We start from the raw sequence: 21,443 nt of genomic DNA, 5'->3' as shown, positions 1-21,443 counted from the left end.
TTTGATCTCGATCAGGGAGCCGGACGATCCGGCGTCGCATGGTCCGGCCGCTCAAGGAGGCGTCGATGAACGTGGACGGACGGACTTTGGTGGTGGTGGCTGACGGCCGCAAGGCGCGCGTGTTCGAGGAGGCCCGCCTCGGCGGTCCGCTGCATGAACGCGCCGAATGGCTGGCCGAACTGCCTGAATTCGAACAGGGGGGCGGGACCTCGCCCGGCCGGGTGTTCGACCGCATGGGCCACGCCTCGCACGGGGTGACCTCCGAATCGCCCAACGACAAGGGCGAGCGCGAGTTCCTGGTGGGCCTGGTCGGCCAGCTGGATCGCATCGTGCAGAAGCACGGCTTCGACGACCTGGCGCTGATCGCGCCGCCGCGGGCCCTGGGCGTGCTGCGCGAGGCCCTGCCCAAGGGGCTGGAGCGCAAGCTCAAGACCAGCGATCCGCATGACCGGGTGGCCGCGAGGGCCGAAGAGATCGCCGAGGCTCTCCACGCCGCCCGGCGCAAGAGCGCCTGATGGCCGACGACGCCCGCCAGGGCGCCGAGCTCATCGCCGCGGCCGGGACCCTGAAGGCCCGGCCGCTGGGCCTGGACACCTTTCGCGAAAACATCGTCGTCCTGGCCCGCTGCAGCCGGGTGATGCGGCCCGAGCGCCTGCGCGGCGCGCGCAAGGTGGAGGTGCGGGCAGGGGGGCGCACCCTGCTGGCGTCCACCATGATCGGCGACGATCACCTGGTCGGCCCCGACGAGATCGGCCTGCCCCAGCCCCTGTTCCGGCGCCTGGGCGTCGCGCCGGGCGATCCGGTGCAGATCGCCCCGGCCCGGCCGCCGCGCAGCCTTTCGGCCATCCGCGACAAGGTGGCCGGCGTCGCCCTGGACGAGGAAGCCTTCGCCGCCGTGGCCCGCGACCTCGCCGAGCACCGCTGGAGCGACATGGAGGTGGCCGCCTTCCTGATCGCCTGCGCCAGCTTCATGTCGCCCGAGGAGACCCTTGCGCTCACGCGGGGGATGGTCGCCGCCGGATCGCGCCTGGAATGGAACGGCCGGCTGGTCGTCGATAAGCACTGCATCGGCGGCATTCCGGGCAACCGCACCTCGCTGATCGTGGCGCCGATCGTGGCCGCCCACGGCATGACCATGCCCAAGACCTCCTCGCGGGCGATCACCTCGCCGGCGGGCACCGCCGACACCATGGAGGTGCTGGCCCGGGTGGACCTGTCCGAGCACGAGATGCGCGAGGTGGTCGAGCGCTGCGGCGCCTGCGTGGTGTGGGGCGGACGGGTGAACCTGTCGCCGGCGGACGACGTGCTGGTGTCGGTCGAGCGGCCGCTGTCCATCGACACGCCCGAACAGATGGTCGCCTCGATCCTCTCCAAGAAGGTCGCGGCCGGGGTCGGGCGGCTGGTGCTGGATCTGCCGGTGGGCCCCTCGGCCAAGCTGCGAGACCGGCGTGCGGCGCTGCGGCTGAAGAAGCTTTTCGAGTACGTCGCCGGCCATCTGGGGCTCGAGATCGAGGTCCTGTTCACCGACGGCTCGCAGCCGATCGGCCGCGGAGTGGGCCCTGCGCTGGAGGCGCGGGACGTGCTGGCGGTGCTGGCGGGCCGGCCGGACGCGCCCGCCGACCTGCGCGACAAGGCCATCCGCCTGGCAGGGCGGGTGCTGGAGGCCGACCCGGAGCTTCCCGGAGGCCGCGGCGAGGCCCGCGCCCGCGACCTGCTGGAGAGCGGGGCGGCGCGCGCCAAGATGGCCGAGATCATGGCCGCGCAGGGCGCCTCGCCGCTGAGTTCCGGCCTGGGCGGGCTGGTCCACGAAGTCCCGGCCACCGCCAGCGGCCTGGTGGCGCAGATCGACTGCCTGCGGATCGCCAACGTCGCGCGTCTGGCCGGCGCGCCGACGGACGCTGGCGCTGGGGTGGACCTCCTGAAGCGGGTCGGCGATCCGGTCCGGGCGGGCGAGCCGCTCTATCGCATCCACGGGTCCGATCCCTCGGACTTCGCCTTCGCCGTCGAGGCGGCGGAGATGAACGGCGGCTTCACTGTGGCGGAGGCGTCCCTTTGACTCCGAGCATCACCTTCCACGGGGCCGCCGGCTGCGTGACCGGCTCCTGCGCCGAGCTGCGCAGCGGGGCCGCGCGGATCCTCGTCGACTGCGGCATGTTCCAGGGCTCCAAGACGCTCAAGGCCCTGAACTACGAGCCCTTTCCGTTCGACGCCTCGAAGATCGACGCCGTCCTCCTGACGCACGCCCACATCGACCATTCGGGGCTGCTGCCGAAGCTGATGCTGGCGGGCTTCGAGGGGCCGATCTACGCCACCGCCGCCACCCGCGACCTGTGCGCGGTGATGCTGGCCGATGCGGGCGGAATCCAGGAAAGCGAGGTCCGCGACCTGAACCGGCGCAACGAGCGGCGGGGACGGCCGGCGGTGGAGCCCATCTACACCGAGCGCGACGCGCACCGGCTGATGAGCCAGTTCCGGCGTGTGAAGCTGGGCGAGACGGTGGACGTCGCGTCCGGGGTGAGCGCCGTGTTCTGGGAGGCGGGGCACATTCTGGGCTCATCCTCCATCGAGGTGCAGCTCAATGGCGATTCGCCCCTGCGGCTGCTGTTCTCGGGCGACCTGGGTCCAGGGGGCAGCGAGTTCGTCGCCGACCCGCAGGGCCCGTCCGGAATCGACCACCTGATCCTGGAGTCCACCTATGGCGACCGGGATCGGATCAACCTGGACGCCCCGGCGCGCCGCCGGGCCCTGGCCGAGGAGATGCGCCAGGCCCACGCGGCGGGCGGACCGCTGCTGATCCCGGCCTTCGCCGTCGAACGCACGCAGGAGCTGCTGGCCGATCTCCTGACCCTGATGGACCAGGGCGAGGCGCCGGCGGGGGACATCTTCCTGGACTCCCCGCTCGCGATCGAGGTGAGCGACGTCTTCCTCGAGCGCGGCTGGAACCCCGACCTCGGCCGCAATCCGTTCCTGCGCGTGCGTCCGCACGGGCGGCTGCGATTCCTGAGCAAGCCCTGGGACAGCGACGGCCTGGAGCGCCTGAAGGGCTGGCACGTGATCCTGGCGGCCAGCGGCATGTGCGAGGCCGGACGGATCCGAAAGCACCTCAAGCGCCTTCTGTGGCGGTCAGAGGCGACGGTCCTGCTGTCCGGATTCCAGGCGGCCGGCACCCTCGGACGGCTGCTCGCCGACGGGGCGCGACGGGTGTCGATCCAGGGTGAAGAGGTGCGGGTCCGCGCGCGGGTGCGCATGCTGGACGTCTACTCCGGGCACGCCGACGCCTCGCATCTCACCGCCTGGGCCGTGGCGCGCGGCCCGGTGAAGGGCGCCGTGTTCCTGAACCACGGCGAGCCCGAGGCGATCCGGGGGCTGAAGTCCCGGCTCCAGGCCGCGGGCTTCGCCGCCGAGCGGCTGGTCGCCCCCGAGGTCGACGACACCTTCGCCCTGGCCCACGATCATGCCGAACCCAGCGGCGGTCCGCCGGCGCGGATCGCGCCCCATGTGGCGGCGGCTCTGGACTGGCACAACGCCCGCGCCCGCTTCGTCATGACGCTGAACGAGGCGCTGGAGGCCGCCCCCGACGACGCGGCGCGCGAGGCGATCATCACCCGTCTGTCCCGCAGCCTGGCCGTTGACCAGGATCAAGGCGCGGCCGCCGCGCCGGCCGCTCTATAGCTCGCGACAGCAAGGGAGTCCGTCATGAGCAAATCGAGCGTGAAGCGCCTCAGCGAAGATGCGGGCGATGTGATCGACGACGTGGTCCACAACCTCAAGGAACTGACCACGCACCTGAAGGACGACGCCGGCGACAAGCTCAGCCAGACGGCCGTCTCCCTCGCTCATGCCGCGGTGGAGCTGGCCGAGGAGGCGAAGGTGCGCTCGAAGGACCTGGCGCAGAAGGCCGGCCAGCAGGTGCGCGAGCATCCGGCCGCCACCGCCGCCATCGCAGCCGCGGCCGTCGCCCTGATCGGCCTGGCCGTGGCCAGCCGCCGCAAGGGCGAGGCCTAGCTCCGGCCATGCCGGCCCGGCGACTCCTGGCGGCGGCGGGCCTCGCCGTCCTGCTCGGCGCCTGCGCCACGACGGGCGAGGGCGGGAACGCCGCGCCTGCGGCCGGGGCGGCCGAACGGGGCGGGGCGATCGCGGCCCGCGAATGTTCGCGCTGCCATGCGGTGGGCCCGGTGGGCGACAGCCCCAGGGCCGGGGCGCCGCCGCTTCGCGACGTGCGCATCCGCTACAACGCCCTCAGCTTCGAGCGGCGGATGGCGGAAATCGCCGAAGGGGGCCACTTCGAGATGCCGCCCCTGCGCCTGGACAGGGCCGAGGTGGACGCGGTGGCCGCCTATATCGAAAGCCTGGAGCCGCGCTGACCGGTCGCGCTGACTCTTGCGGGCGGATGTCGGTCGCCGGCCGGAGGGCTCCGTCTGACCCGGCGAGGGTCTAGGCCGCCATGGCATGGAAAGCGGCCGCGTCGGCCGTCGCGCCGGCCACTGCGGCCAAGGCGGTGTCGGCCTGAGCAGCGTTGGACAGGCTCATGATCACGCTGGCCACCGCCGGATGCTTTAGGGGAAAGCCGATTGCGCGCTCGGCGTCCGCGGCGAGCGCGCCCGCGTTCAGCGGACGTATAGCGACGAAGCCGCGACCTTCCGATGCGAGGCGGTCAAGATAAGGGACGGTCTCCGTCTCCTGTAGGTTCAGGTAGCTCACCACCCCATCCGTCCAGGCGTAGTCCAGCGCCGCCCGCAGGAAGGCGTCGGAATAGGGAAACACCCCCAGGGCCCCCACTCGACCCGAGGCTTTCAGCCCGGCGAAGGTCTCGCCGATCTTCCCGGCGTCCCGCTTCAGGATCGCCAGGCGTGGAGCGTCCTCGTTCGGCGTATGGCGTGTCATCCACTGCACGAGGTCAATGCGATCCGCCGATAGGTCGCGGCGGAGCGCCTCGATCCGGGCCACTACGCGCTCGGCGTGGAACGCGCTCTCGTCGAAGTGCGGCGAGGCGAGCTTTGCGACGATCTCGAGCTGGGCGCCCGGTCTGATGCGACGCAGCCCCCGCACGGCCGCGCACGCCAGCGCGTGGCTCTCATATTCGTGCGAGACGTGGATGCTGGTGACGCCGCGGTCATACAGCCGGGCGAGGAAGTCGGTCGCCTGGGCCTCGTCGAAGCCGCGCTGCGCCAGCCGCATGACGCCAAAGCAGAGCGCGCTCAACTCGACGCCCGAGCACCCGAACCCGCGCCCTGGCGAAGCTCCAGCGTCAGGCGACATGCGCGTGGGCGAGGGAGGCGGAACTGATGAAATAGGTCTTCCAGAGCAGCCGATCGCCACTGTGCTGGGCGGCGTAGGCCTTGCGGCCGTGCAGCACTTCGTCGTCACGGAAGAACAGCGCATCGCCAGGCTGCAGTCGGAAGGCCGCCGTCGCGCCGTCCTCGATCATCTTCTCAAGGAACTCTCTGAAGTCCTCTCTCAGCCTGGCCACCGCCTCGCCCTGGTCGGGCAGCACCCGAAACCAGTTCCAGTTGATCTTCGAGCGGCCCGCCTTGCGATAGAGGATCGGCGAGACGCGCCCCATCTCCTCGCCCTTGCCGAAGCGATCGTAGTGGTCAGCCGCTCCAGAAGATCGGGTCCACCTTCGCCAGGCGTTTTGCAATCGTATCGGCGTCAACGAACAGGCTTTCGCCCCCGCTATCGGCCTGGCGCTCGAGAAAGAAGAGGCCAATGTCCTGCTTATCGTCGAAGTAGGCGCCGTCGGTGTGCAGCGGCTGGCCGACGTTGGCATGGCGGTAGGTGTCGAGCCGGTCCGGCTCGAAGCGCACGTCCATCCATCCGGCGCCGGCCGGGACCACCTTGCCGTCGCTGCTCTCCAGCACCTGGGCGTGAGCGCCCATGACCTCGCCGGCGGTCCACCAGAACCTCAGCGGATCGCCCGGCGGCCGCAGCCCCACGATTCGCAGCACCTTGGCTTGGGCCATCCCTTCGGCGATCGCCGTGCTCACGTCGCCTGGCGACAGCGCCAAGCCGTCGAGCACCTTGAGCCATGTCGCGGTCATGCAACGCCTCCCTCCGCCGGGGAGCGAGGCTCTCCGATCACAAGGAGATTCTGGAAATATGGTCAACGAACCCTGAGCCGAGACTCGTCCGCGCCGCCGCGTTCAGCCCAGGGACAGCCCCGGCGCGTCTGGTTCGGTTCCCGTGCCGCCGTTCAGCGGCTTCTGCATCCAGACGGTGTCGACCCAGCGGCCGTGCTTGTAGCCCAGGCCCTTTCCCACGCCGGCGTGCTGGAAGCCCAGCGAGCGGTGCAGGCCGATCGACGCGGCGTTGCCGGAATCGCCGATCACCGCCACCACCTGGCGCAGGCCCAGCGCCTCACAGGAGATGAGCACGGCCTGCAGCATGGCCTTGCCGACGCCGCGGCCTGCGGCGTCCGGCGCGACATAGACGCTGTCCTCGACCGTGTAGCGGTAGGCCGCGCGGGGACGGAAGGGACCGGCGTAGGCGAAGCCCAGCACCTGGCCCTCCGCCTCGGCCACCAGATAGGGCAGGCCGCGGCCGACGATCGCGGCCCGGCGCGCGGCCATCTCGGCGGCGCTGGGCGGGACTTCCTCGAAGGTGCCAAAGCCGTGCAGCACGTGGTGGCCGTAGATCGCCGCCAGCGCCTCGGCGTCGCGCTCCAGCGCATCGCGCACGATCATCGCGTCTCCCATCCCTTCTCCAGCGCCCAGATAGCGAAGGCGTAGTCCAGGGCGATCTCCTTCAGGAAGTCGAACCGCCCGGAGGCGCCGGCGTGGCCGGCTTCCATGTTGATCTTCAGCAGGATCGGCGCCTCCCCGGTGGTGTTGGCGCGCAGGCGGGCGACCCACTTGGCCGGTTCCCAGTAGGTCACCCGCGGGTCGGACAGCCCGCCGGTGGCCAGGATCGGCGGATAGGGCTTGGCGGACACCTGGTCGTAGGGGCTGTAGCCGGCGATCCGGTCGTGGGCCGCTTCGTCCTCCAGCGGATTGCCCCATTCGGGCCACTCTGGCGGGGTGAGCGGCAGGGTTGTGTCGCTCATGGTGTTGAGCACGTCGACGAACGGCACCGCGGCGATGATCGCGCCCCACAGGTCCGGCGCCATGTTGGCCACCGCCCCCATCAGCATGCCCCCGGCCGAACCGCCGTAGGCCGCCACCCGCCCGCGGGTCCCGTAGCCCTGGGCCACAAGGTGTTCGGCGCAGGCGATGAAGTCGGTGAAGGTGTTGACCTTCTTCTCCTTGCGCCCGTCGAGGAACCAGCCCCAGCCCTTATCGGAGCCGCCGCGGATGTGCGCCACGGCCCAGATCCATCCACGGTCCACCAGGCTGAGGTTGCGGATGGAGAAGCTGGGATCCATCGCATGGCCATAGGAGCCGTAGCCGTAGACCAGCAGGGGGGCCGAGCCGTCGAGCGGCGTGTCCTTGAGCATCAGGACGGTGATCGGAACCTCGGCCCCGTCCTCAGCCTTGGCGTAGAGCCGCCTGGCCACATAGCGGGACGGGTCGTGGCCGGAGGGGATCTCCTGGGTCTTGCGCAGCACCCGCTCCCGGCTGCGCATGTCGTAGTCGAACCACTGCCGCGGCGTGGTCGGCGACTGGTAGACGAAGCGCATCGTCGTGGTGTCGTACTCGAACCCGCCCTCCAGGTGCAGGGCGTAGGCCTCCTCGTCGAAGGCGATGGCGTGCGCCTCGCCATCGCGGGCGGTCACCACGATGCGGTCGCAGGCGTTGACCCGCTCCGCCCGCACCAGATGCCCCGCATAGGTGAGGAACCCGGTGATGTAGCGGCCGGGCTCGTGGGCGATCCAGTCGCTCCAGGTGGCGCGCGCGGGAACCTCGGCGGTGGAGACGCAGAGCTTGAAGTCCACGGCGCCGTCCGCGTTCGTGCGGATCACCCACCGGTCGCTCCAGTGGTCGATGTCGTACTTCACGCCTTCCTGGCGCGACTCGACGCAGACGGGGGCGGCGGTGGGATCGCTCGCCGGGATCAGCCAGGTCTCGGTGGTCTCCTGGTTGCCGACGTGGATCGCCAGGTGGCTGTCGTCGGCGGTGACGCCCACGCCCAGGAACATGCCCTCGTCCGGCTCCTCGTAGACCAGCACGTCCTCGCCGCCGCGCGCGGGGCGCCGGAAGACCTTGGCCGGCCGCGCGTTCTCGTCGCGCCAGATCCAGAAGATCCACTTCGAGCAGGGCGAGAACGCAAAGTCGCCGTAGGCGCTCTCGACGACGTGGGCCAGGTCCTCGCCGGTGGCGAGGTCGCGGAAGCGCAGGGTGTAGTATTCCGAGCCCTGCTCATCCACGGCCCAGCCGTAGAGGCCGTGGTCCGGGCTGTGGTGCGCCGCGCCCACATGGTAGTAGGCCTTGCCCCTGGCGGCGGCCTCCTCGTCGAGCAGCACCTGTTCGCCGCCGGCGCCGCCCCGCGGCCGGCGGGCGTGCACCGGGTGTTCGGCGCCCGCGTCATAGCGGACGTAGTAGTCGAACGGGCCGTCGGGGGCGGGGACGGAGCTGTCGTCCTCCTTGATGCGGCCCTTCATCTCGGCGAACAGGGCCGCCTGAAGGGACTCGGTGCCGGCGAGCATGGCCCTGGTGTAGGCGTTCTCGGCCTCCAGATGCTCGCGGATGTCGGCGCGCAGGGCCTTGGGATCGCGCAGCACCTGCTGCCAGTTGTCGTCCTTCATCCAGGCGTAGTCGTCGACGCGGGTGCGGCCGAGCTGGGTCAGCGTCTTCGGCTCGCGCTTGGCGACCGGCGGGCGGGGCGGGGACGGGGGCGCGTTCATGCCCGCTAAATGCGCCGCACGCCGCGCCGGCTCAAGCCTTCGTGATCACGACGTGGTTAACCAGTCTTAAGGACTGTCCTGTTACGACGCGTCAATTGGGCGCGGCAGTTCACAGGCTCGTTGGTTGTTGCTCCGGCGAGCTTCTGGTTGATCGAACCTAGTATTCGCACAGTTACGGACGGGGGCGTCCATGGTCATGGATTTGTCGGTGGAGCTGATCCACGCGACGGTTCAACTCGAACAGCCGCTCGGCGACGGCACGCGCACGGTCGGCACCGGTTTCCTGATCGAGGCGCCGACCCCGGACGGCAGGCCCCGCACGGTGCTGGTGACCGCCAACCACGTGTTCGAGCGGATGCCGGGGCGGGAGGCGCGCATCGGCTACCGCATCTCCAATCCGGACGGGAGCTGGAGCTACTCGCCCCAGCCGCTGAAGATTCGCGACGCCCAGGGCGGCGAGCTCTGGACCCACCATCCCTCGCGCGACGTGGCCGCGATCACCATCACCGCGCCGGAAGCCTTCGCGAAGGCGGCGATCCCGGTGAACTGGCTCGCCAGCGACGACACCTTCGTCAAGAACGGGGTGACCGCGGGCGACGAACTGATGGCCCTGGGCTTTCCCCGCGGCCTGGCGGCCAACCAGGCGGGCTTTCCAATCCTGCGCTCGGGACGGATCGCATCCTATCCGGTGGCGCCGGCGAACATCTTCCCCACCTTCCTGCTCGACTTCTCGGTGTTCCCCGGCAACTCCGGCGGCCCGGTGTTCATGAGCGCCAGCCCTCGGGCCGGGCAGGCGCGGGCCGTGCTCGACGTCGCCGCCGACGCCGCGGCGGGTCCGGGCGCGGCGGGTCCGGGCGCGGCTGCGCCCCAGCAGGCGCCGTCCGGTCAGTTCATCGCCGGCCTCCTCACCCAGCAGGTGGAGCTCAACAAGGAGCGCCTGGAGATCGGCATCGTCACCCACGCCAAGTTCATCCGCGAGACCATTGCGCGGCTGGACGATCCCTTCGCGCCGGTGACGACGGTGCGCGCCGACTCCGGAGTGTCCGGCGTCGCCAAGGCGGCCTCGGCCGAAGAGGCCATCGCGCCGGAGTAGGCCGTCAGGTCTCGCCGAACAGGTCGCGCTGCGACTTCTCCAGTTCGCGGGCGTAGCGGCGGGCGGCGTAGGCCTCGGCCAGCAGGCCCAGCACCTGACCGTCCGGGTCGATCACCACCAGTTCGTCGGTCTCGGTGGCGTCGAAGGTGCGCATGACCTCCTCGATGTCCATGTCGGCGGTGAGGTGCGCGTCGGCGCTGGAGGCCAGCCGGCTCACCGGCGTCTTTTCGTCGCCGCCATCGGCGTAAGCGGCGGCGGTCTGCACGATTCCGGCGTAGCGGTCCTGTTCGTCCACCAGGATGACCCGGCTGGTCGAGCCCAGCGGGAACCGGCGGCGGAACTCGGCCAGAGTCGTGGAGGCCGGAATCGAGGCGGTGTCCTTGCGCATCATCCGGCCCGCCGTCAGCGCCCGGGCCCAGCCGACGTCTCGGGCGCTGCGGATCATCTCCCCACGCAGGTGCAGCCGCCAGGTGGAGAAGGAGTAGCCGAACCGCTCGCGCACCACCGTGCTGGCCACCAGCGAGGCGGCGAGGGCCGCGGCGGTGACGCCGAAGTCGCCGGTGGTCTCCAGCACCAGGAAGCACATGGTCAAGGGCCCGCCGACGATGGAAGCGGCCAGGGCCGCCATGCCGACGAGGGCGGCGTTTTCCGGATGCAGCGACAGGCCCGTGGGCGAGAGCTCGAGCAGCCGCGCATAGATCTGCCCAAGCAGCGAGCCCAGGAACAGCGAGGCGAAGAACAGGCCGCCGCGAAAGCCGAACCCGAGCGAGACCACCGAAGCGCTGGCCTTGAGCAGGAAGACGAGGGCGATGAGCCCAAGGGTGGCGCCGGCCGTCAGGTCCATGTGCAGGGCGCCGTGGCCCGACGAGAGCGCCTGGGGCGAGATCATCGCCAGGGGAATGAGCAGGACGCCGCCGACCGCGGGCTTCAGCCAGGCCGGCGCCGACCAGGCCCGCACCGCCTGTTCGGTCCGCGTCACCGCCAGCATGACGGCGATGCCGACCAGGGCGGCGACGGCGCCCAGCAGGCCGTAGAGCATGTAGGCCCCGGCGTCCGGGATCGCCGTCGCGGCGACCTCGATGGAGTAGGGGGCCGAGCCCAGCAGGCGCGCCGTCAGCACGCTGGCCAGGCAGGCGGCGGCCACCGGCGCCAGGGTCGAGGGCGCATAGCTGCCGATGACGATCTCGAAGGCGTAGAACGCCCCGGTGAGGGGCGCGCCGAAGGCTGCGGCGATCGCGGCTCCCGCGCCGGCGCCGACCAGGGTGCGCAGGTCGTGCCGACGCAGGTTGAAACGGCGTCCGAGGGCCGAGCCGAACCAGCCGCCGGCCTGGGCGTAGGCCGCCTCCAGCCCGACGGAGGCGCCGGCGCCGTTGGAGATCAGGGTCTGGGCGCAGATCGTGGCGCTGTCGCGGGCGGACAGGCGCCCGCCATACAGGGCGTTGGCCTCCACCACGTCGACCAGGGCGTGGGCGCGGCGCCGGCTGAGGATCCAGCCGAACAGGCCAAGGACAAGTCCGCCGATCGGCAGCCAGACCATGGCTCCGAGCGGCAGGGCGCCGGTCGCGCTCAGCCGCTGATGGGAATCGAGGCCGAACAGCGAGGACTGCAGGGCGCGGGCGATCTCGGCCTGGAAGACGGCGGCCGCGCCGGCCGCGCAGCCGACCCCGACGGCCAGGGCGATGAACCAGGCTTCGCTGGCGCGCAGGCGAAGCCGCAGCCAAGCGAGGGGGCGGGTTCGCAAGGTGGCCGCAGAGCGCAGGTTGAACGGGCGCGTCATGGGATCACCACGCTCCGCCGCGGCCAGGGCGGCGACTGGGCGGACCTGGAGGCCCGCCATCTGTTCGGCTACGGCCTGAACACATACTCGAGCTTCAGCCCGTCGGGATCGGCGAAGAAGACCGCGTAGTAGCCTTCGCCGTACTGGGGATAGTCCGCCGGCGGGTCGAGCACCCGGGCGCCGATCTCCAGGAGCAGCGCATGCAGGGCGTCGACGTCCGCGCGGCTGGCCGCCGTCCAGGCCAGATGGTGCAACCCCGGCGCATATCGGTCGTGCGCCCGGGCCGCGCCGGTCCCTTCGGCACGTACGACCCCGATGGAGCAGAAGCCGCCCTCAGGACCGTCCAGGTCCCAGTCGAACCCGCGCGCATGCGCATCCGCCAGCCGATAGCCCATGAACCCCAGGACCGCGTCGTAGAAGCCGCGGCTGACCTCGGGGTCGCGGACCGTCAGGTCGATGTGGTGGACGGCGCCGCGCATGCGCGCGTTCCGATTTCTAGGCGTAGAGCAGGGACAGGGTCTCGGCCACGCAGGCCGGCTTGGATTCGCCCTCGATCTCGATCGTGCATTCGTTGCGGATCTGCACGCCGCCGGCCTTGGGCTCGACGCCCAGCAGCTTCTGGCGCAGGCGCACGCGCTTGCCCACCCGCACCATGTTGACGAACCGCACCTTGTCCGAGCCGTAGTTGATGCCGCGGGTCACGCCCTTCACCGGCATCAGTCCGGCGGACAGGAACGGGATCAGCGACAGGGTCAGGTAGCCGTGGGCGATCGGGCCGCCCATCTCGCGGGTGGCGCGCTCGACGTCCACGTGGATCCACTGGTGGTCGCCGGTGGCTTCGGCGAACTGGTTCACGCGCTCCTGGGTGATCTCGTGCCAGTCCGACACGCCCACTTCCTTGCCGACCAGGCTGGCCAGATCCTTGAACTCGACCGGGTCCATCGTTTGCTCCCTCGATGACTGAAACAGGTGTTCGACGGTCTAGCATCTGAGGGCGGCCCCGCAAGGCGCCTTTGCCCGAAGCGCGCGGGGCGCTTAAAGAGGGCCCCTCTCTGGAGGACCCATGCAGCGCGCTCTCAGCGTCAGCCGGACGACCGGCAACCGCTCGACTTTCCCCGACTGGTACCAGGCGATCGTCCGCGAGGCGGACATGGCCGAGGTCAGCCCCGTCCGCGGCTCGATGATCATCAAGCCATGGGGCTACGGCGTATGGGAGCGGATCCAGCAGACGATGGATCGACGCATCAAGGAGATGGGCGTCGACAACTGCTATTTCCCCCTTTTCATCCCCCTGGGCTTCTTCGCCAAGGAGGCCGAGCACGTCGAGGGTTTCGCCAAGGAGATGGCGGTGGTCACCCACCACCGGCTGAAGGCGATCGACGGCAAGCTGCAGCCCGACCCCGAGGCGCGGCTGGAAGAGCCGCTGATCGTGCGGCCCACCTCCGAGACCATCATCGGCGACGCCTTCTCCCGCTGGATCAAGAGCCACCGCGACCTGCCGCTCAAGATCAACCAGTGGGCCAACGTCGTGCGCTGGGAAATGCGCACGCGCCTGTTCCTGCGCACCTCCGAGTTCCTCTGGCAGGAGGGTCACACCGCGCACGCCGACCGCGCCGACGCCCTGGCGTCGACCCTGCAGGCGCTGGAGATGTACCGGGAATTCTCCGAGACCGTGCTGGCCATGCCGGTGATCGCCGGTGAGAAGCCGGAGAACGAGCGCTTCCCCGGCGCCGACAACACCTTCTCCATCGAAGCCATGATGCAGGACGGCAAGGCGCTGCAGGCCGGCACCTCGCACTATCTCGGCACCAGCTTCGCGCGCGCCCAGAACATCCGCTTCCAGGGCGACAACGGAGAGCTGGAGTTCGCCCACACCTCGAGCTGGGGCACCTCCACCCGCCTGATCGGCGGGGTGATCATGACCCACGGCGACGATGACGGGCTGCGCCTGCCGCCGGCCATCGCCCCGCGCCAGGTCGTGGTGGTGCCGATGCTGCGCGACAAGCCCGAGGACGCCGAGGTCCTGGCCTTCGGCGAGGCCCTGGTGAGGGACCTCAACGCCAAGGTCGCCCTGGGCGAGCCGGTCCGCGCCCTGCTGGACGTCAAGGCCCAGAAGTCGTCCGACAAGCGCTGGAACTGGGTGCGCCGGGGCGCGCCGATCATCGTCGAGCTGGGCCCCCGCGACGTGGCCGCCGGCCAGGTGTCCTTCATGCGCCGGGACGTGCTGCGCGACGGCGACAAGGTGCAGTCGCGCCAGATGCCGCGCGAGGCCTTCATCGAAGCCGTGCCCGGCCTGCTGGCCGAGATCCAGCAGGCGCTCTACGACGAGGCCAAGGCCCGGCTGACGGCGAACATCCGCACGGACATCACGAGCTTCGAGGCCCTGGCCGAGTACTTCGGCCCGGCTGAGGAGGACGACGAGGCCGGCGCACCGTTCCGCGGGTGGGTGCGCGCGCCCTGGTCGCGGCCCGGCGGCGAGGCCCTGGACGCTGTCGAGGCGCGGCTGAAGACCCTGAAGCTCACCTTGCGCAACGTGCCCGCCGACCAGCCCTCCAGCTTCGGCGCCTGCATCTTCACCGGCGCGCCGGGGGTGGAGGAGATCCTCATCGGCCGGGCTTACTAGGCAAGGAGCCGGGACGGCCGCCCGACCTGTGCTAGAGCCCACAGCATGCTCCGCATCTCCGACCTGAAGCTTCCGCTCGGACACCCGCCGCAAGCGCTGCGCGCGGCGGTGCTGGAGCGGCTGAAGATCAGGGACGCGGACCTCCTGGGCCTGACGCTTGCGCGCCGCGCCCACGATGCGCGCCGCAAGAGCGCGATCCTGATGGTCTATTCCGTGGACGTCGAACTGGCGGACGAGCCGGCCGTGCTCGCGCGTTTCGCCGGCGACGCCCATGTGCGGCCGACCCCGGACACGGCCTACCGCCCGGTGGCCCGGGCGCCGGAGGGCGCGCCGCGGCCGGTGGTGATCGGCCTGGGGCCCTGCGGCCTCTTCGCCGCCCTGGTCCTGGCGGAGATGGGCTTCAATCCGATCATCCTGGAGCGGGGCAAGGTGGTGCGCGAGCGCACCAAGGACACCTGGGGCCTGTGGCGCCGCAGCGAGCTCAATCCGGAGTCCAACGTCCAGTTCGGCGAGGGCGGGGCGGGGACCTTCTCGGACGGCAAGCTCTATTCCCAGATCAAGGACCCGCGCTTCCTGGGCCGCAAGGTGCTCACCGAGTTCGTCGGGGCCGGGGCGCCGTCCGAGATCCTGACCGAGGCCCACCCGCACATCGGCACCTTCCGCCTGGTCTCCATGGTGGAGTCCATGCGCCGCAAGATCATCGCCCTGGGCGGCGAGTACCGTTTCCAGAGCAAGGTGGTGGATTTCGAGATCGGCGAAGGGCTCGACGGCGTGCGCCGGCTCGCCGGCGTGGTGCTGGAAGGCGGCGAGCGGATCGCCGCCAGCCACGTTGTGGCCGCGATCGGCCACTCCTCGCGCGACACCTTCGCCCGCCTGCTGGAGCGCGGGGTCTTCATCGAGCCTAAGCCGTTCTCGATCGGGGTGCGCATCGAGCATCCGCAGTCCTGGATCGATCGTGCCCGCTTCGGCCCCAGCGCGGGCCATCCGGACCTGGGCGCGGCGGCCTACGCCATCGCCCATCACGCCGCCAACGGGCGCGGCGTCTATTCCTTCTGCATGTGTCCGGGGGGCACGGTGGTCGCCGCGGCCAGCGAGCCGGGCCGCGTGGTGACCAACGGCATGAGCCAGTATTCACGCAACGAGCGCAACGCCAACGCCGGCATCGTCGTGGCCGTGGAGCCCAAGGACTTTCCGTCGGCGCATCCCCTCGCCGGCGTCGAACTGCAGCGGCGCTGGGAGAGCGCCGCCTTCGAGGCCGGCGGCCGGGACTACCGCGCGCCCGGCCAGCGCGTGGGCGATTTCCTCGCCGGTCGCCCTTCGGCGAGCCTTGGCGAAGTGATCCCCTCCTACCGGCCGGGGGTGACGCCGACGGACCTGTCGACCTGCCTTCCAGACTATGCGGTGAACGCCATCCGCGAGGCGCTGCCCGCCTTCGGCCGCCAGATTCCCGGCTTCGACCATCCCGACGCCGTGCTGACCGGGGTGGAGACGCGCACGTCCTCGCCGGTGCGGATCACCCGCGACGCGACGTTCCAGAGCCTCAACACCCGCGGCCTGTTCCCGGCTGGGGAGGGCGCGGGCTACGCCGGCGGGATCCTCTCGGCCGCGGTCGACGGCATCAAGGTGGCCGAGGCCGTGGCGCGCGACATCGTGGGGAGCTGACCGGCGTGCGCTCTGCGCAGGAGATGATCGAGGCCCTCGGCCTGCAGCCGCATCCGGAGGGGGGCTGGTACCGCGAGACCTGGCGTTCGCCGCCCCTCGCGCCCGGCGGCCGGGCCCAGGCGACCTCCATCCTGTTCCTGCTGGAGGACGGCCGCCGGTCATACTGGCATCGGGTCGACGCGGGCGAACTCTGGCTGTTCCAGGCGGGCGCGCCCCTTCGCCTGTTCACGGCCGAGGACGGAGCAGGCGGCGCGGTCGAGACCGTGATCGGTCCGGACCCCCTCGCCGGCCAGGCGCCGCAGCATCTGGTGCGCCCCGGCGAATGGCAGGCCGCCGAGGGCGGGCGGGGCTGGAGCCTGGCGGCCTGCATCGTCTCGCCTGGCTTCGACTTCTCTGGCTTCGAGTTGGCCCCGCCCGGCTGGGCGCCCTAGAGGCTGAACCGGTGTCCGCTTCGGCGGATTGCGCTTCATCCGGCCGGCTTGCCGTCCCGCAGGGTCTTCAGCGCCCCGGCCCAGGCGTGGACCTCGTCCAGCATCGCCTTGGTCCCGTCGATCGTAGGCTGGGGCGGGGTGAAGCCGCCTTCACCGTCCAGGTGCTGGAACACCATCGGCAGGGGCACGGCCTGGGGCACCAGGTGCACGTTCACCGTGGACACCAGCGGGCGCAGCATGTGGGCGGCGCGCAGGCCACCCGAGACGCCGCCGTAGCTGACCACGCCGGCGGCCTTGCGGCCCCACTCCTTCAGCACCACCTGGACCGCGTTGACCAGGGAGGCGGGCGGATAGCCGTCGTACTCTGGGGTGACGAAGACGTAGGCGTCGGCCGAGGCCACGCTCTGGGCCCAGGCCTTGGTGTGGTCCTTGGTGTACTGCTGCATCATCGGGTGCGCGGCCTCGTCGAGCAGGGGCAGGTTGAAGTCGTCCAGGTCCACCAGTTCGGTGTCGAAACGCCCATGCTCGGCGGCGAAGCCGGCCAGCCAGTTTCCGATCGCCGGACCAATGCGGCCGGGACGGGTGCTGGCGACGATGATGTTCAGCTTGAGCGACACGATGACTACTCCACGATCGGCCTTGAGGCCCGCCATAAAGTCACAAATAGTGACCAGGCAACGATATGAGACCGCATCGAAGCTTCGCAAGGAGGCAGAATGGCCGGACCAGGTCCTATGCAGGTGACCATCGAAGGCGTGGTCCACGTGCTCGGAGAATGCCGCCGGTTCGCGCCGGTTCTCTCGCGCCTGGGCGACAAGTGGACCCTGCTGGTCATCATGACCCTGCGCGGCGGTCCCCGCCGCTTCAACCAGCTCCGGCGCGGGATCGAAGGCGTCTCGCAGCAGATGCTGACGCGCACGCTCAAGTCGCTGGAGCGCGACGGCCTGGTGCTGCGGACGGTGCTGCCGGCCAACCCGCCGCAGGTGCAGTACGAGCTCACCGAGCTCGGCCGCTCGCTGAGCGTGCCCATCCTGGCGCTCGGAGACTGGGCGCGCGACCACCTCGATGAGATCGAGGCCGCCCGGGCCGCCTTCGATCGGCGCGCCGATGGGATGAGGCCCGGCGACTAGCGAGCCGAACGCCGGGCTCAGCGCAGCTGTCTTGCGCGCAATGGGAACACCCGACGGGCGTGCGCGTTCACCGACCAGTCCAGCTTACCCGACCGGCCACGCACGGCCGACGGGCGCTCGTGCCCGGCGGTCGAGACCCAAGGATTGCATGCGATTTGAAGCTGCGTGGTCAAACTTCCAAGTCAAACAGAGGATGAGGGAAATGTTCAGCACGCAAAGCCGTATCGGGACCGCGAAAGTGGCCGCCGCGCTTGTCGTCGCCGGCCTGGGGCTCAGCGCCTGCGCAACGCGGGGCTATGTGGATGAGCAGGTCGCGACGCTGAACAGTCGCATCAACGCCGTCGACGCAAAGGCCACGGACGCCATCCAGCGCGCGGACGCGGCCAACAGCGCCGCCCAGGGGGCGGCCGGCAGCGCCAGTTCGACGAATGCGAGGATCGACCAGCTCAACTCGCGGATCGACGGCATCGAGCAACGCATGACCGCCCGTCAGCCGCGCAACTGACGCCTGCGGGGCGGAGGTTCGGTCGCCGTTGCGGCGGATCTCCGCCCGCCATGTGATATGAGCGTAACCACGATGCCCGCTGAGGAGTGATGGTGATGCGCGGTCGCTGGCGCATGGCGCTTGGCGCATTGGCTGCGTGGGTTGGCGTGAATCTCGGCGCGCCGGCCGCCGCGGCGCAGGGCTTCGATCCTGCCGGCGACCCGGTGGTCGAGGTGGCCTCCTGGGTGATGCGCACCGACGACAACCACGGCCTGCCGTTCGTCATCGTCGACAAGGTCGCCGCCCAGGTCTTCGTGTTCGGCGGCCACGGGCGGCTGCGCGGCGTCGGCGCAGCGCTCCTGGGCATGACCCGGGGAGACGACTCGGTTCCGGGCGTCGGCGAGCGCCCGCTGTCGGAGATCGGCCCCGACGATCGCACCACCCCGGCCGGCCGCTTCGTCGCCGGCTACGGCGTCGGCCTGAAGGGCGAGCCGGTGCTTTGGGTGGACTACGACACGGCCATCTCCTTGCACGCGGTCGTCACCAGCAACCCCGAGGAGCATCGCCTCGAGCGGCTGGAATCGCCCACCGCCGAGGACAACCGCATCAGCTACGGCTGCATCAACGTCTCGGCGGCCTTCTACGAGGACGTCGTGCGCAAGAGCTTCACCGGGACCACCGGCGTGGTCTACGTGCTGCCGGAGGTCCGTTCCCTGGCCGAGGTGTTTCCGACCCTCGTCGCCGACGTCGATCCGGGCTGGCGCGAGCGGCCCGGCGTGCCGGAGCCGGACGACGTGGCCGCGGTGCGCGCCGACGCCGCCTGGGGGCGGTGAGGCCGGGGCGGACCTAGACGATCCGGCTTTCCGACTTGCCCCAGTAGGCGTCGCGGATCAGCCGCTTGTAGAGCTTGCCCGTCGGATGGCGCGGCAGCTCCTCCATGAAGTCGATCACCTTGGGCGTCTTCACATGGCTGATGTTGGCCCGGCAGAAGGCCGCCAGCTCGGCGCGCAGGGCTTCGTCAGCCTCGATCCCCTCCATCGGCTGGACCACCGCCACGACCTTTTCGCCCATCTCCTCGTCGGGGGCGCCGACCACGGCCGCGTCGGCGACCTTGGGATGGGTGATCAGCAGGTTCTCCAACTCCTGCGGATAGATGTTCACCCCGCCGGAAATGATCATGAAGCTCTTGCGGTCGGTCAGGTAGAGGAAGCCCTCCTCGTCCACCCAGCCCACGTCGCCCAGGGTGGTCCAGCCGTGCTGGTTCGTGCTCTCGGCAACCTTCTCGGGGGCGTTGTGATAGGCCAGCGGCGCTTCGCTGGCGAAGTAGACGACGCCTTCGGCGCGGGGCGGCAGTTCCTCGCCGTCCTCGCCGCAGATATGCAGGGGAGAGGTCACCGCGCGTCCGACCGAGCCCTTGTGCGTCAGCCAGTCGGTCGAGTTGATGAAACAGAAGCCGTTGCCCTCGCTGCCGGCGTAATACTCGTTCAGCACCGGCCCCCACCAGGCGATCATCTGCTCCTTCACCGGGATGGGGCAGGGCGCGGCGGCGTGAACCGCCGAGCGCATCGAGGAGACGTCGTACTTGGCGCGGACCTCTTCGGGCAGCTTCAGCATGCGCACGAAGTGGGTCGGCACGAACTGGCCGGTGTCGACCTTGTAGTCCTGGATGAGCTGGAGCGTGCGCTCGGGGTCGAACTTCTCCATGACGATCACCGTGCCGCCCAGCCGATGGACGGCCATGGTCCAGCGCAGCGGCGCGGCGTGGTAGAGCGGCGCGGGCGAGATGTAGACGCTGTCCGGCCGGAAGCCGAACAGGCCCTGGGCCATCATCGCCAGGGGATTCGGCTGGTCGATCGGCCCGCCCGTGAGCGGCGGCTTGATGCCCTTGGGCCGTCCGGTGGTGCCCGACGAATAGAGCATGTCCGTGCCGGCGGTCTCGTCGGCGATCGGCGTCGTCGGAAAGGCCGCCCGGGCCGCCTCGAAGCTCTCGTAAGGCGCCCGCGCCTCGCCCACCATGTAGAGCTTCTTCAGGCCGCCGAGCAGCGGCGGCAGCTCATCGATCACCGGGCCGACGCCGGCCGAGGTGATCAGCACCTGGGCCTCGCAGTCCTTGACGATGTAGTCGATCTCGCCGGCCGAGAGCTTGGAGGAGATGCAGGTGTAGTAGAGGCCGCAGCGCTGCGCCGCCCAGGCGACCTCGAAGTAGCGCGGATGGTTGTCGAGGAGGATGGCGATCACGTCGCCGGGCTTCAGCCCCAGCGAGCGGAACAGGTGAGCGCCCTGGTTCGAGCGCTCGTCCAGTTGCCTGTAGGTCACGGTCTCGCCGCCGCCGGCCATGATGTAGGCGGCGCGGTCGGGATGGGTCTTGGCGTGCGTGGCCGGATGCATGAACCTTCCTTCTGGCCGCCGGCGCGCAGGGCGCTGCGGTCCTCCCCGGGTTATCGTTGTTCAGCCCCCAATAGCGGGACTTGACCTCACGTGCGTCAAGCGGGGGGAATGGCGCAAAGCCACGAGGAGACGCCCATGACCCCCCCGACATTCGAGACGATCAAGCTGGAGGTGGAAGACGCCATCGCCACCCTGACGCTGAACCGTCCCGAGCGCCTGAACGCCTTCAACACCACCATGATGAAGGAGATGATCGCCGCCTTCGACCACACCGACGCGGACGACTCGGTGAAGGTGGTGATCGTCACGGGCGCCGGCCGCGGGTTCTGCGCGGGCGCCGACCTCGCCGCCGGCGGCTCGACCTTCGACTACGACAAGCGCGACGAAGAAGACCGGATGGCCCGCCAGCAGGACGGCGTGCACCGAGACGGCGGCGGCCTGGTCACTCTTCGCATCTTCGACAGCCTCAAGCCGGTGATCTGCGCGGTCAACGGCCCCGCGGTGGGGATCGGCGTGACCATGCAACTCGCCATGGACATCCGCATGGCCTCGACCGAAGCGCGGTTCGGCTTCGTCTTCGCCCGCCGGGGTATCAATCCCGAAGCCGCCTCCTCCTGGTTCCTGCCGCGGCTGGTCGGCGTGCAGACGGCGCTGGAGTGGTGCTACACGGGCCGCGTGTTCCCGGCGCAGGAGGCGCTGGACAAGGGGCTGGTGCGCTCGCTGCACGCCCCTGACGAGCTTCTGCCCGCCGCCCGCGCGCTCGCCCGCGAAATGGCCGACAACTGCGCCCCCGTCTCCCTGGCCGTGACGCGCCAGCTCATCTGGCGCAACCTGGGCGCCGAGCACCCCATGCGGGCGCACCAGGCCGACAGCCGCGGCATCCAGTCGCGGGGCGCCTCGGCCGACGCGCGCGAGGGGGTGACTTCGTTCCTCGAAAAACGCCCGCCGGCCTTCCCCAACAAGGTGTCCAGCGACCTGCCGGACCTGTGGCCGCACTGGAAGGCGCCGAGCTTCAGCTGACCGATGGCGCAGCCGGGCGGGCCGGCCCGCCCCGCCCGGCTGCGACCGACAACAAA

General features: G+C 70.5%; 23 protein-coding genes. 13 read left to right on the top strand and 10 right to left on the bottom strand.

All coding sequences use genetic code 11. The features are described 5' to 3' along the window. Positions 1–38: 38 nt before the first annotated feature. Genes ACK4YQ_RS13960 through ACK4YQ_RS13940 form a run of 5 tightly spaced genes read left to right on the top strand, consistent with a single transcriptional unit; the run spans position 39 to position 4,364 of the window. Positions 39–515, top strand: coding sequence for a host attachment protein (locus tag ACK4YQ_RS13960; RefSeq protein WP_409612030.1), 477 nt, complete (start codon positions 39–41; stop codon positions 513–515). Beyond that, positions 515–2,056 (top strand): thymidine phosphorylase family protein, encoded by a 1,542-nt coding sequence (locus tag ACK4YQ_RS13955; protein ID WP_409612029.1) that lies wholly within the window; start codon positions 515–517, stop codon positions 2,054–2,056. Before ACK4YQ_RS13960 ends, ACK4YQ_RS13955 begins: the two co-directional genes overlap by 1 nt. Further along, a complete protein-coding gene (locus ACK4YQ_RS13950) occupies positions 2,053–3,672 on the top strand; it encodes an MBL fold metallo-hydrolase (RefSeq protein WP_409612028.1) in 1,620 nt (539 codons plus the stop codon). The genes ACK4YQ_RS13955 and ACK4YQ_RS13950 overlap by 4 nt, the downstream gene beginning before the upstream one ends. 24 nt (positions 3,673–3,696) lie before the next feature. After that, positions 3,697–4,005, top strand: a complete 309-nt coding sequence (locus ACK4YQ_RS13945) for a hypothetical protein (RefSeq protein ID WP_409612027.1) — start codon at positions 3,697–3,699, stop codon at positions 4,003–4,005. 8 nt (positions 4,006–4,013) lie between these two features. Continuing rightward, a complete protein-coding gene (locus tag ACK4YQ_RS13940; protein ID WP_409612026.1) occupies positions 4,014–4,364 on the top strand; it encodes a c-type cytochrome in 351 nt (116 codons plus the stop codon). Between the two features lie 70 nt (positions 4,365–4,434). Here ACK4YQ_RS13940 and ACK4YQ_RS13935 read toward each other — a convergent pair whose 3' ends face one another. The 5 genes from ACK4YQ_RS13935 to ACK4YQ_RS13915 form a co-directional block, all read right to left on the bottom strand. Further along, the gene (locus ACK4YQ_RS13935) at positions 4,435–5,259 is read right to left on the bottom strand and encodes an aldo/keto reductase (protein ID WP_409612025.1); all 825 of its coding nucleotides are present in this window, start codon (positions 5,257–5,259) and stop codon (positions 4,435–4,437) included. Then, on the bottom strand, positions 5,249–5,563 hold the full coding sequence (locus ACK4YQ_RS13930) for a TauD/TfdA family dioxygenase (protein WP_409612024.1): 315 nt from the start codon (positions 5,561–5,563) through the stop codon (positions 5,249–5,251). The genes ACK4YQ_RS13935 and ACK4YQ_RS13930 overlap by 11 nt, the downstream gene beginning before the upstream one ends. A 31-nt stretch (positions 5,564–5,594) precedes the next feature. Then, positions 5,595–6,041 (bottom strand): TauD/TfdA family dioxygenase, encoded by a 447-nt coding sequence (locus tag ACK4YQ_RS13925; protein WP_409612023.1) that lies wholly within the window; start codon positions 6,039–6,041, stop codon positions 5,595–5,597. Between the two features lie 102 nt (positions 6,042–6,143). Further along, positions 6,144–6,695, bottom strand: coding sequence for an N-acetyltransferase family protein (locus ACK4YQ_RS13920; protein ID WP_409612022.1), 552 nt, complete (start codon positions 6,693–6,695; stop codon positions 6,144–6,146). Further along, a complete protein-coding gene (locus tag ACK4YQ_RS13915; protein WP_409612021.1) occupies positions 6,680–8,779 on the bottom strand; it encodes a S9 family peptidase in 2,100 nt (699 codons plus the stop codon). Before ACK4YQ_RS13915 ends, ACK4YQ_RS13920 begins: the two co-directional genes overlap by 16 nt. A 190-nt stretch (positions 8,780–8,969) precedes the next feature. Between ACK4YQ_RS13915 and ACK4YQ_RS13910 the strand changes: the two genes are divergently transcribed. After that, positions 8,970–9,872, top strand: coding sequence for a trypsin-like serine peptidase (locus ACK4YQ_RS13910; RefSeq protein WP_409612020.1), 903 nt, complete (start codon positions 8,970–8,972; stop codon positions 9,870–9,872). A gap of 4 nt (positions 9,873–9,876) precedes the next feature. Here the strand turns inward: ACK4YQ_RS13910 and ACK4YQ_RS13905 are convergent, their stop codons facing one another. The 3 genes from ACK4YQ_RS13905 to ACK4YQ_RS13895 form a co-directional block, all read right to left on the bottom strand. Further along, positions 9,877–11,649 carry a chloride channel protein gene (locus ACK4YQ_RS13905; RefSeq protein WP_409612019.1) on the bottom strand — a complete coding sequence of 591 codons (1,773 nt, stop codon included), beginning with the start codon at positions 11,647–11,649 and terminating at the stop codon, positions 9,877–9,879. 68 nt (positions 11,650–11,717) lie between these two features. Beyond that, complete coding sequence (locus tag ACK4YQ_RS13900; RefSeq protein ID WP_409612018.1) at positions 11,718–12,128, bottom strand: VOC family protein; 411 nt, start codon at positions 12,126–12,128, stop codon at positions 11,718–11,720. Positions 12,129–12,144: 16 nt separating this feature from the next. Next, positions 12,145–12,591 carry a MaoC family dehydratase gene (locus ACK4YQ_RS13895; RefSeq protein WP_409612017.1) on the bottom strand — a complete coding sequence of 149 codons (447 nt, stop codon included), beginning with the start codon at positions 12,589–12,591 and terminating at the stop codon, positions 12,145–12,147. Between the two features lie 121 nt (positions 12,592–12,712). Here ACK4YQ_RS13895 and ACK4YQ_RS13890 point away from each other — a divergent pair, with 121 nt between their 5' ends. The 3 genes from ACK4YQ_RS13890 to ACK4YQ_RS13880 are packed head-to-tail and all read left to right on the top strand — an operon-like array spanning position 12,713 to position 16,365. Beyond that, a complete protein-coding gene (locus ACK4YQ_RS13890) occupies positions 12,713–14,272 on the top strand; it encodes an aminoacyl--tRNA ligase-related protein (protein ID WP_409612016.1) in 1,560 nt (519 codons plus the stop codon). A gap of 45 nt (positions 14,273–14,317) precedes the next feature. Next, the gene (locus ACK4YQ_RS13885; protein WP_409612015.1) at positions 14,318–15,934 is read left to right on the top strand and encodes an NAD(P)/FAD-dependent oxidoreductase; all 1,617 of its coding nucleotides are present in this window, start codon (positions 14,318–14,320) and stop codon (positions 15,932–15,934) included. A gap of 5 nt (positions 15,935–15,939) precedes the next feature. Continuing rightward, positions 15,940–16,365: a cupin domain-containing protein gene (locus ACK4YQ_RS13880; RefSeq protein ID WP_409612014.1), complete on the top strand. Its 426-nt coding sequence runs from the start codon at positions 15,940–15,942 to the stop codon at positions 16,363–16,365. Positions 16,366–16,400: 35 nt separating this feature from the next. On the opposite strand, the gene ACK4YQ_RS13875 is transcribed toward ACK4YQ_RS13880, so the two are convergent. Further along, positions 16,401–16,982 carry an NADPH-dependent FMN reductase gene (locus ACK4YQ_RS13875; RefSeq protein ID WP_409612013.1) on the bottom strand — a complete coding sequence of 194 codons (582 nt, stop codon included), beginning with the start codon at positions 16,980–16,982 and terminating at the stop codon, positions 16,401–16,403. Between the two features lie 99 nt (positions 16,983–17,081). Between ACK4YQ_RS13875 and ACK4YQ_RS13870 the strand changes: the two genes are divergently transcribed. From ACK4YQ_RS13870 to ACK4YQ_RS13860, 3 genes are all read left to right on the top strand, one after another. Then, positions 17,082–17,495 carry a winged helix-turn-helix transcriptional regulator gene (locus tag ACK4YQ_RS13870; protein ID WP_409612012.1) on the top strand — a complete coding sequence of 138 codons (414 nt, stop codon included), beginning with the start codon at positions 17,082–17,084 and terminating at the stop codon, positions 17,493–17,495. A 202-nt stretch (positions 17,496–17,697) separates the two neighbouring features. After that, on the top strand, positions 17,698–18,000 hold the full coding sequence (locus ACK4YQ_RS13865; RefSeq protein WP_409612011.1) for a hypothetical protein: 303 nt from the start codon (positions 17,698–17,700) through the stop codon (positions 17,998–18,000). Positions 18,001–18,128: 128 nt separating this feature from the next. Beyond that, a complete protein-coding gene (locus ACK4YQ_RS13860) occupies positions 18,129–18,812 on the top strand; it encodes a L,D-transpeptidase (RefSeq protein ID WP_409612010.1) in 684 nt (227 codons plus the stop codon). 13 nt (positions 18,813–18,825) lie between these two features. Here ACK4YQ_RS13860 and ACK4YQ_RS13855 read toward each other — a convergent pair whose 3' ends face one another. After that, positions 18,826–20,367, bottom strand: a complete 1,542-nt coding sequence (locus ACK4YQ_RS13855; protein ID WP_409612009.1) for an acyl-CoA synthetase — start codon at positions 20,365–20,367, stop codon at positions 18,826–18,828. Between the two features lie 135 nt (positions 20,368–20,502). Here ACK4YQ_RS13855 and ACK4YQ_RS13850 point away from each other — a divergent pair, with 135 nt between their 5' ends. Further along, positions 20,503–21,387, top strand: a complete 885-nt coding sequence (locus tag ACK4YQ_RS13850; RefSeq protein ID WP_409612008.1) for a crotonase/enoyl-CoA hydratase family protein — start codon at positions 20,503–20,505, stop codon at positions 21,385–21,387. Positions 21,388–21,443: the final 56 nt, after the last annotated feature.

The sequence above is a fragment of the Phenylobacterium sp. genome (assembly GCF_046291545.1).
Taxonomy (GTDB): domain Bacteria; phylum Pseudomonadota; class Alphaproteobacteria; order Caulobacterales; family Caulobacteraceae; genus Phenylobacterium.
The sequence above is the reverse complement of the archived record's forward strand: the minus strand, read 5'-3'. Positions and strand labels throughout refer to the sequence as shown.

What these genes read in the sequence shown, in the direction of transcription:
- ACK4YQ_RS13960 (WP_409612030.1), top strand. Translation starts at nt 39, where the DNA reads ATGGTCCGGCCGCTCAAGGAGGCGTCGATGAACGTGGACGGACGGACT.
- ACK4YQ_RS13955 (WP_409612029.1), top strand. Translation starts at nt 515, where the DNA reads ATGGCCGACGACGCCCGCCAGGGCGCCGAGCTCATCGCCGCGGCCGGG.
- ACK4YQ_RS13945 (WP_409612027.1), top strand. Translation starts at nt 3,697, where the DNA reads ATGAGCAAATCGAGCGTGAAGCGCCTCAGCGAAGATGCGGGCGATGTG.
- ACK4YQ_RS13940 (WP_409612026.1), top strand. Translation starts at nt 4,014, where the DNA reads ATGCCGGCCCGGCGACTCCTGGCGGCGGCGGGCCTCGCCGTCCTGCTC.
- ACK4YQ_RS13935 (WP_409612025.1), bottom strand. Translation starts at nt 5,259, where the DNA reads ATGTCGCCTGACGCTGGAGCTTCGCCAGGGCGCGGGTTCGGGTGCTCG.
- ACK4YQ_RS13930 (WP_409612024.1), bottom strand. Translation starts at nt 5,563, where the DNA reads ATGGGGCGCGTCTCGCCGATCCTCTATCGCAAGGCGGGCCGCTCGAAG.
- ACK4YQ_RS13925 (WP_409612023.1), bottom strand. Translation starts at nt 6,041, where the DNA reads ATGACCGCGACATGGCTCAAGGTGCTCGACGGCTTGGCGCTGTCGCCA.
- ACK4YQ_RS13920 (WP_409612022.1), bottom strand. Translation starts at nt 6,695, where the DNA reads ATGGGAGACGCGATGATCGTGCGCGATGCGCTGGAGCGCGACGCCGAG.
- ACK4YQ_RS13915 (WP_409612021.1), bottom strand. Translation starts at nt 8,779, where the DNA reads ATGAACGCGCCCCCGTCCCCGCCCCGCCCGCCGGTCGCCAAGCGCGAG.
- ACK4YQ_RS13910 (WP_409612020.1), top strand. Translation starts at nt 8,970, where the DNA reads ATGGTCATGGATTTGTCGGTGGAGCTGATCCACGCGACGGTTCAACTC.
- ACK4YQ_RS13905 (WP_409612019.1), bottom strand. Translation starts at nt 11,649, where the DNA reads ATGACGCGCCCGTTCAACCTGCGCTCTGCGGCCACCTTGCGAACCCGC.
- ACK4YQ_RS13900 (WP_409612018.1), bottom strand. Translation starts at nt 12,128, where the DNA reads ATGCGCGGCGCCGTCCACCACATCGACCTGACGGTCCGCGACCCCGAG.
- ACK4YQ_RS13895 (WP_409612017.1), bottom strand. Translation starts at nt 12,591, where the DNA reads ATGGACCCGGTCGAGTTCAAGGATCTGGCCAGCCTGGTCGGCAAGGAA.
- ACK4YQ_RS13890 (WP_409612016.1), top strand. Translation starts at nt 12,713, where the DNA reads ATGCAGCGCGCTCTCAGCGTCAGCCGGACGACCGGCAACCGCTCGACT.
- ACK4YQ_RS13885 (WP_409612015.1), top strand. Translation starts at nt 14,318, where the DNA reads ATGCTCCGCATCTCCGACCTGAAGCTTCCGCTCGGACACCCGCCGCAA.
- ACK4YQ_RS13870 (WP_409612012.1), top strand. Translation starts at nt 17,082, where the DNA reads ATGGCCGGACCAGGTCCTATGCAGGTGACCATCGAAGGCGTGGTCCAC.
- ACK4YQ_RS13865 (WP_409612011.1), top strand. Translation starts at nt 17,698, where the DNA reads ATGTTCAGCACGCAAAGCCGTATCGGGACCGCGAAAGTGGCCGCCGCG.
- ACK4YQ_RS13855 (WP_409612009.1), bottom strand. Translation starts at nt 20,367, where the DNA reads ATGCATCCGGCCACGCACGCCAAGACCCATCCCGACCGCGCCGCCTAC.
- ACK4YQ_RS13850 (WP_409612008.1), top strand. Translation starts at nt 20,503, where the DNA reads ATGACCCCCCCGACATTCGAGACGATCAAGCTGGAGGTGGAAGACGCC.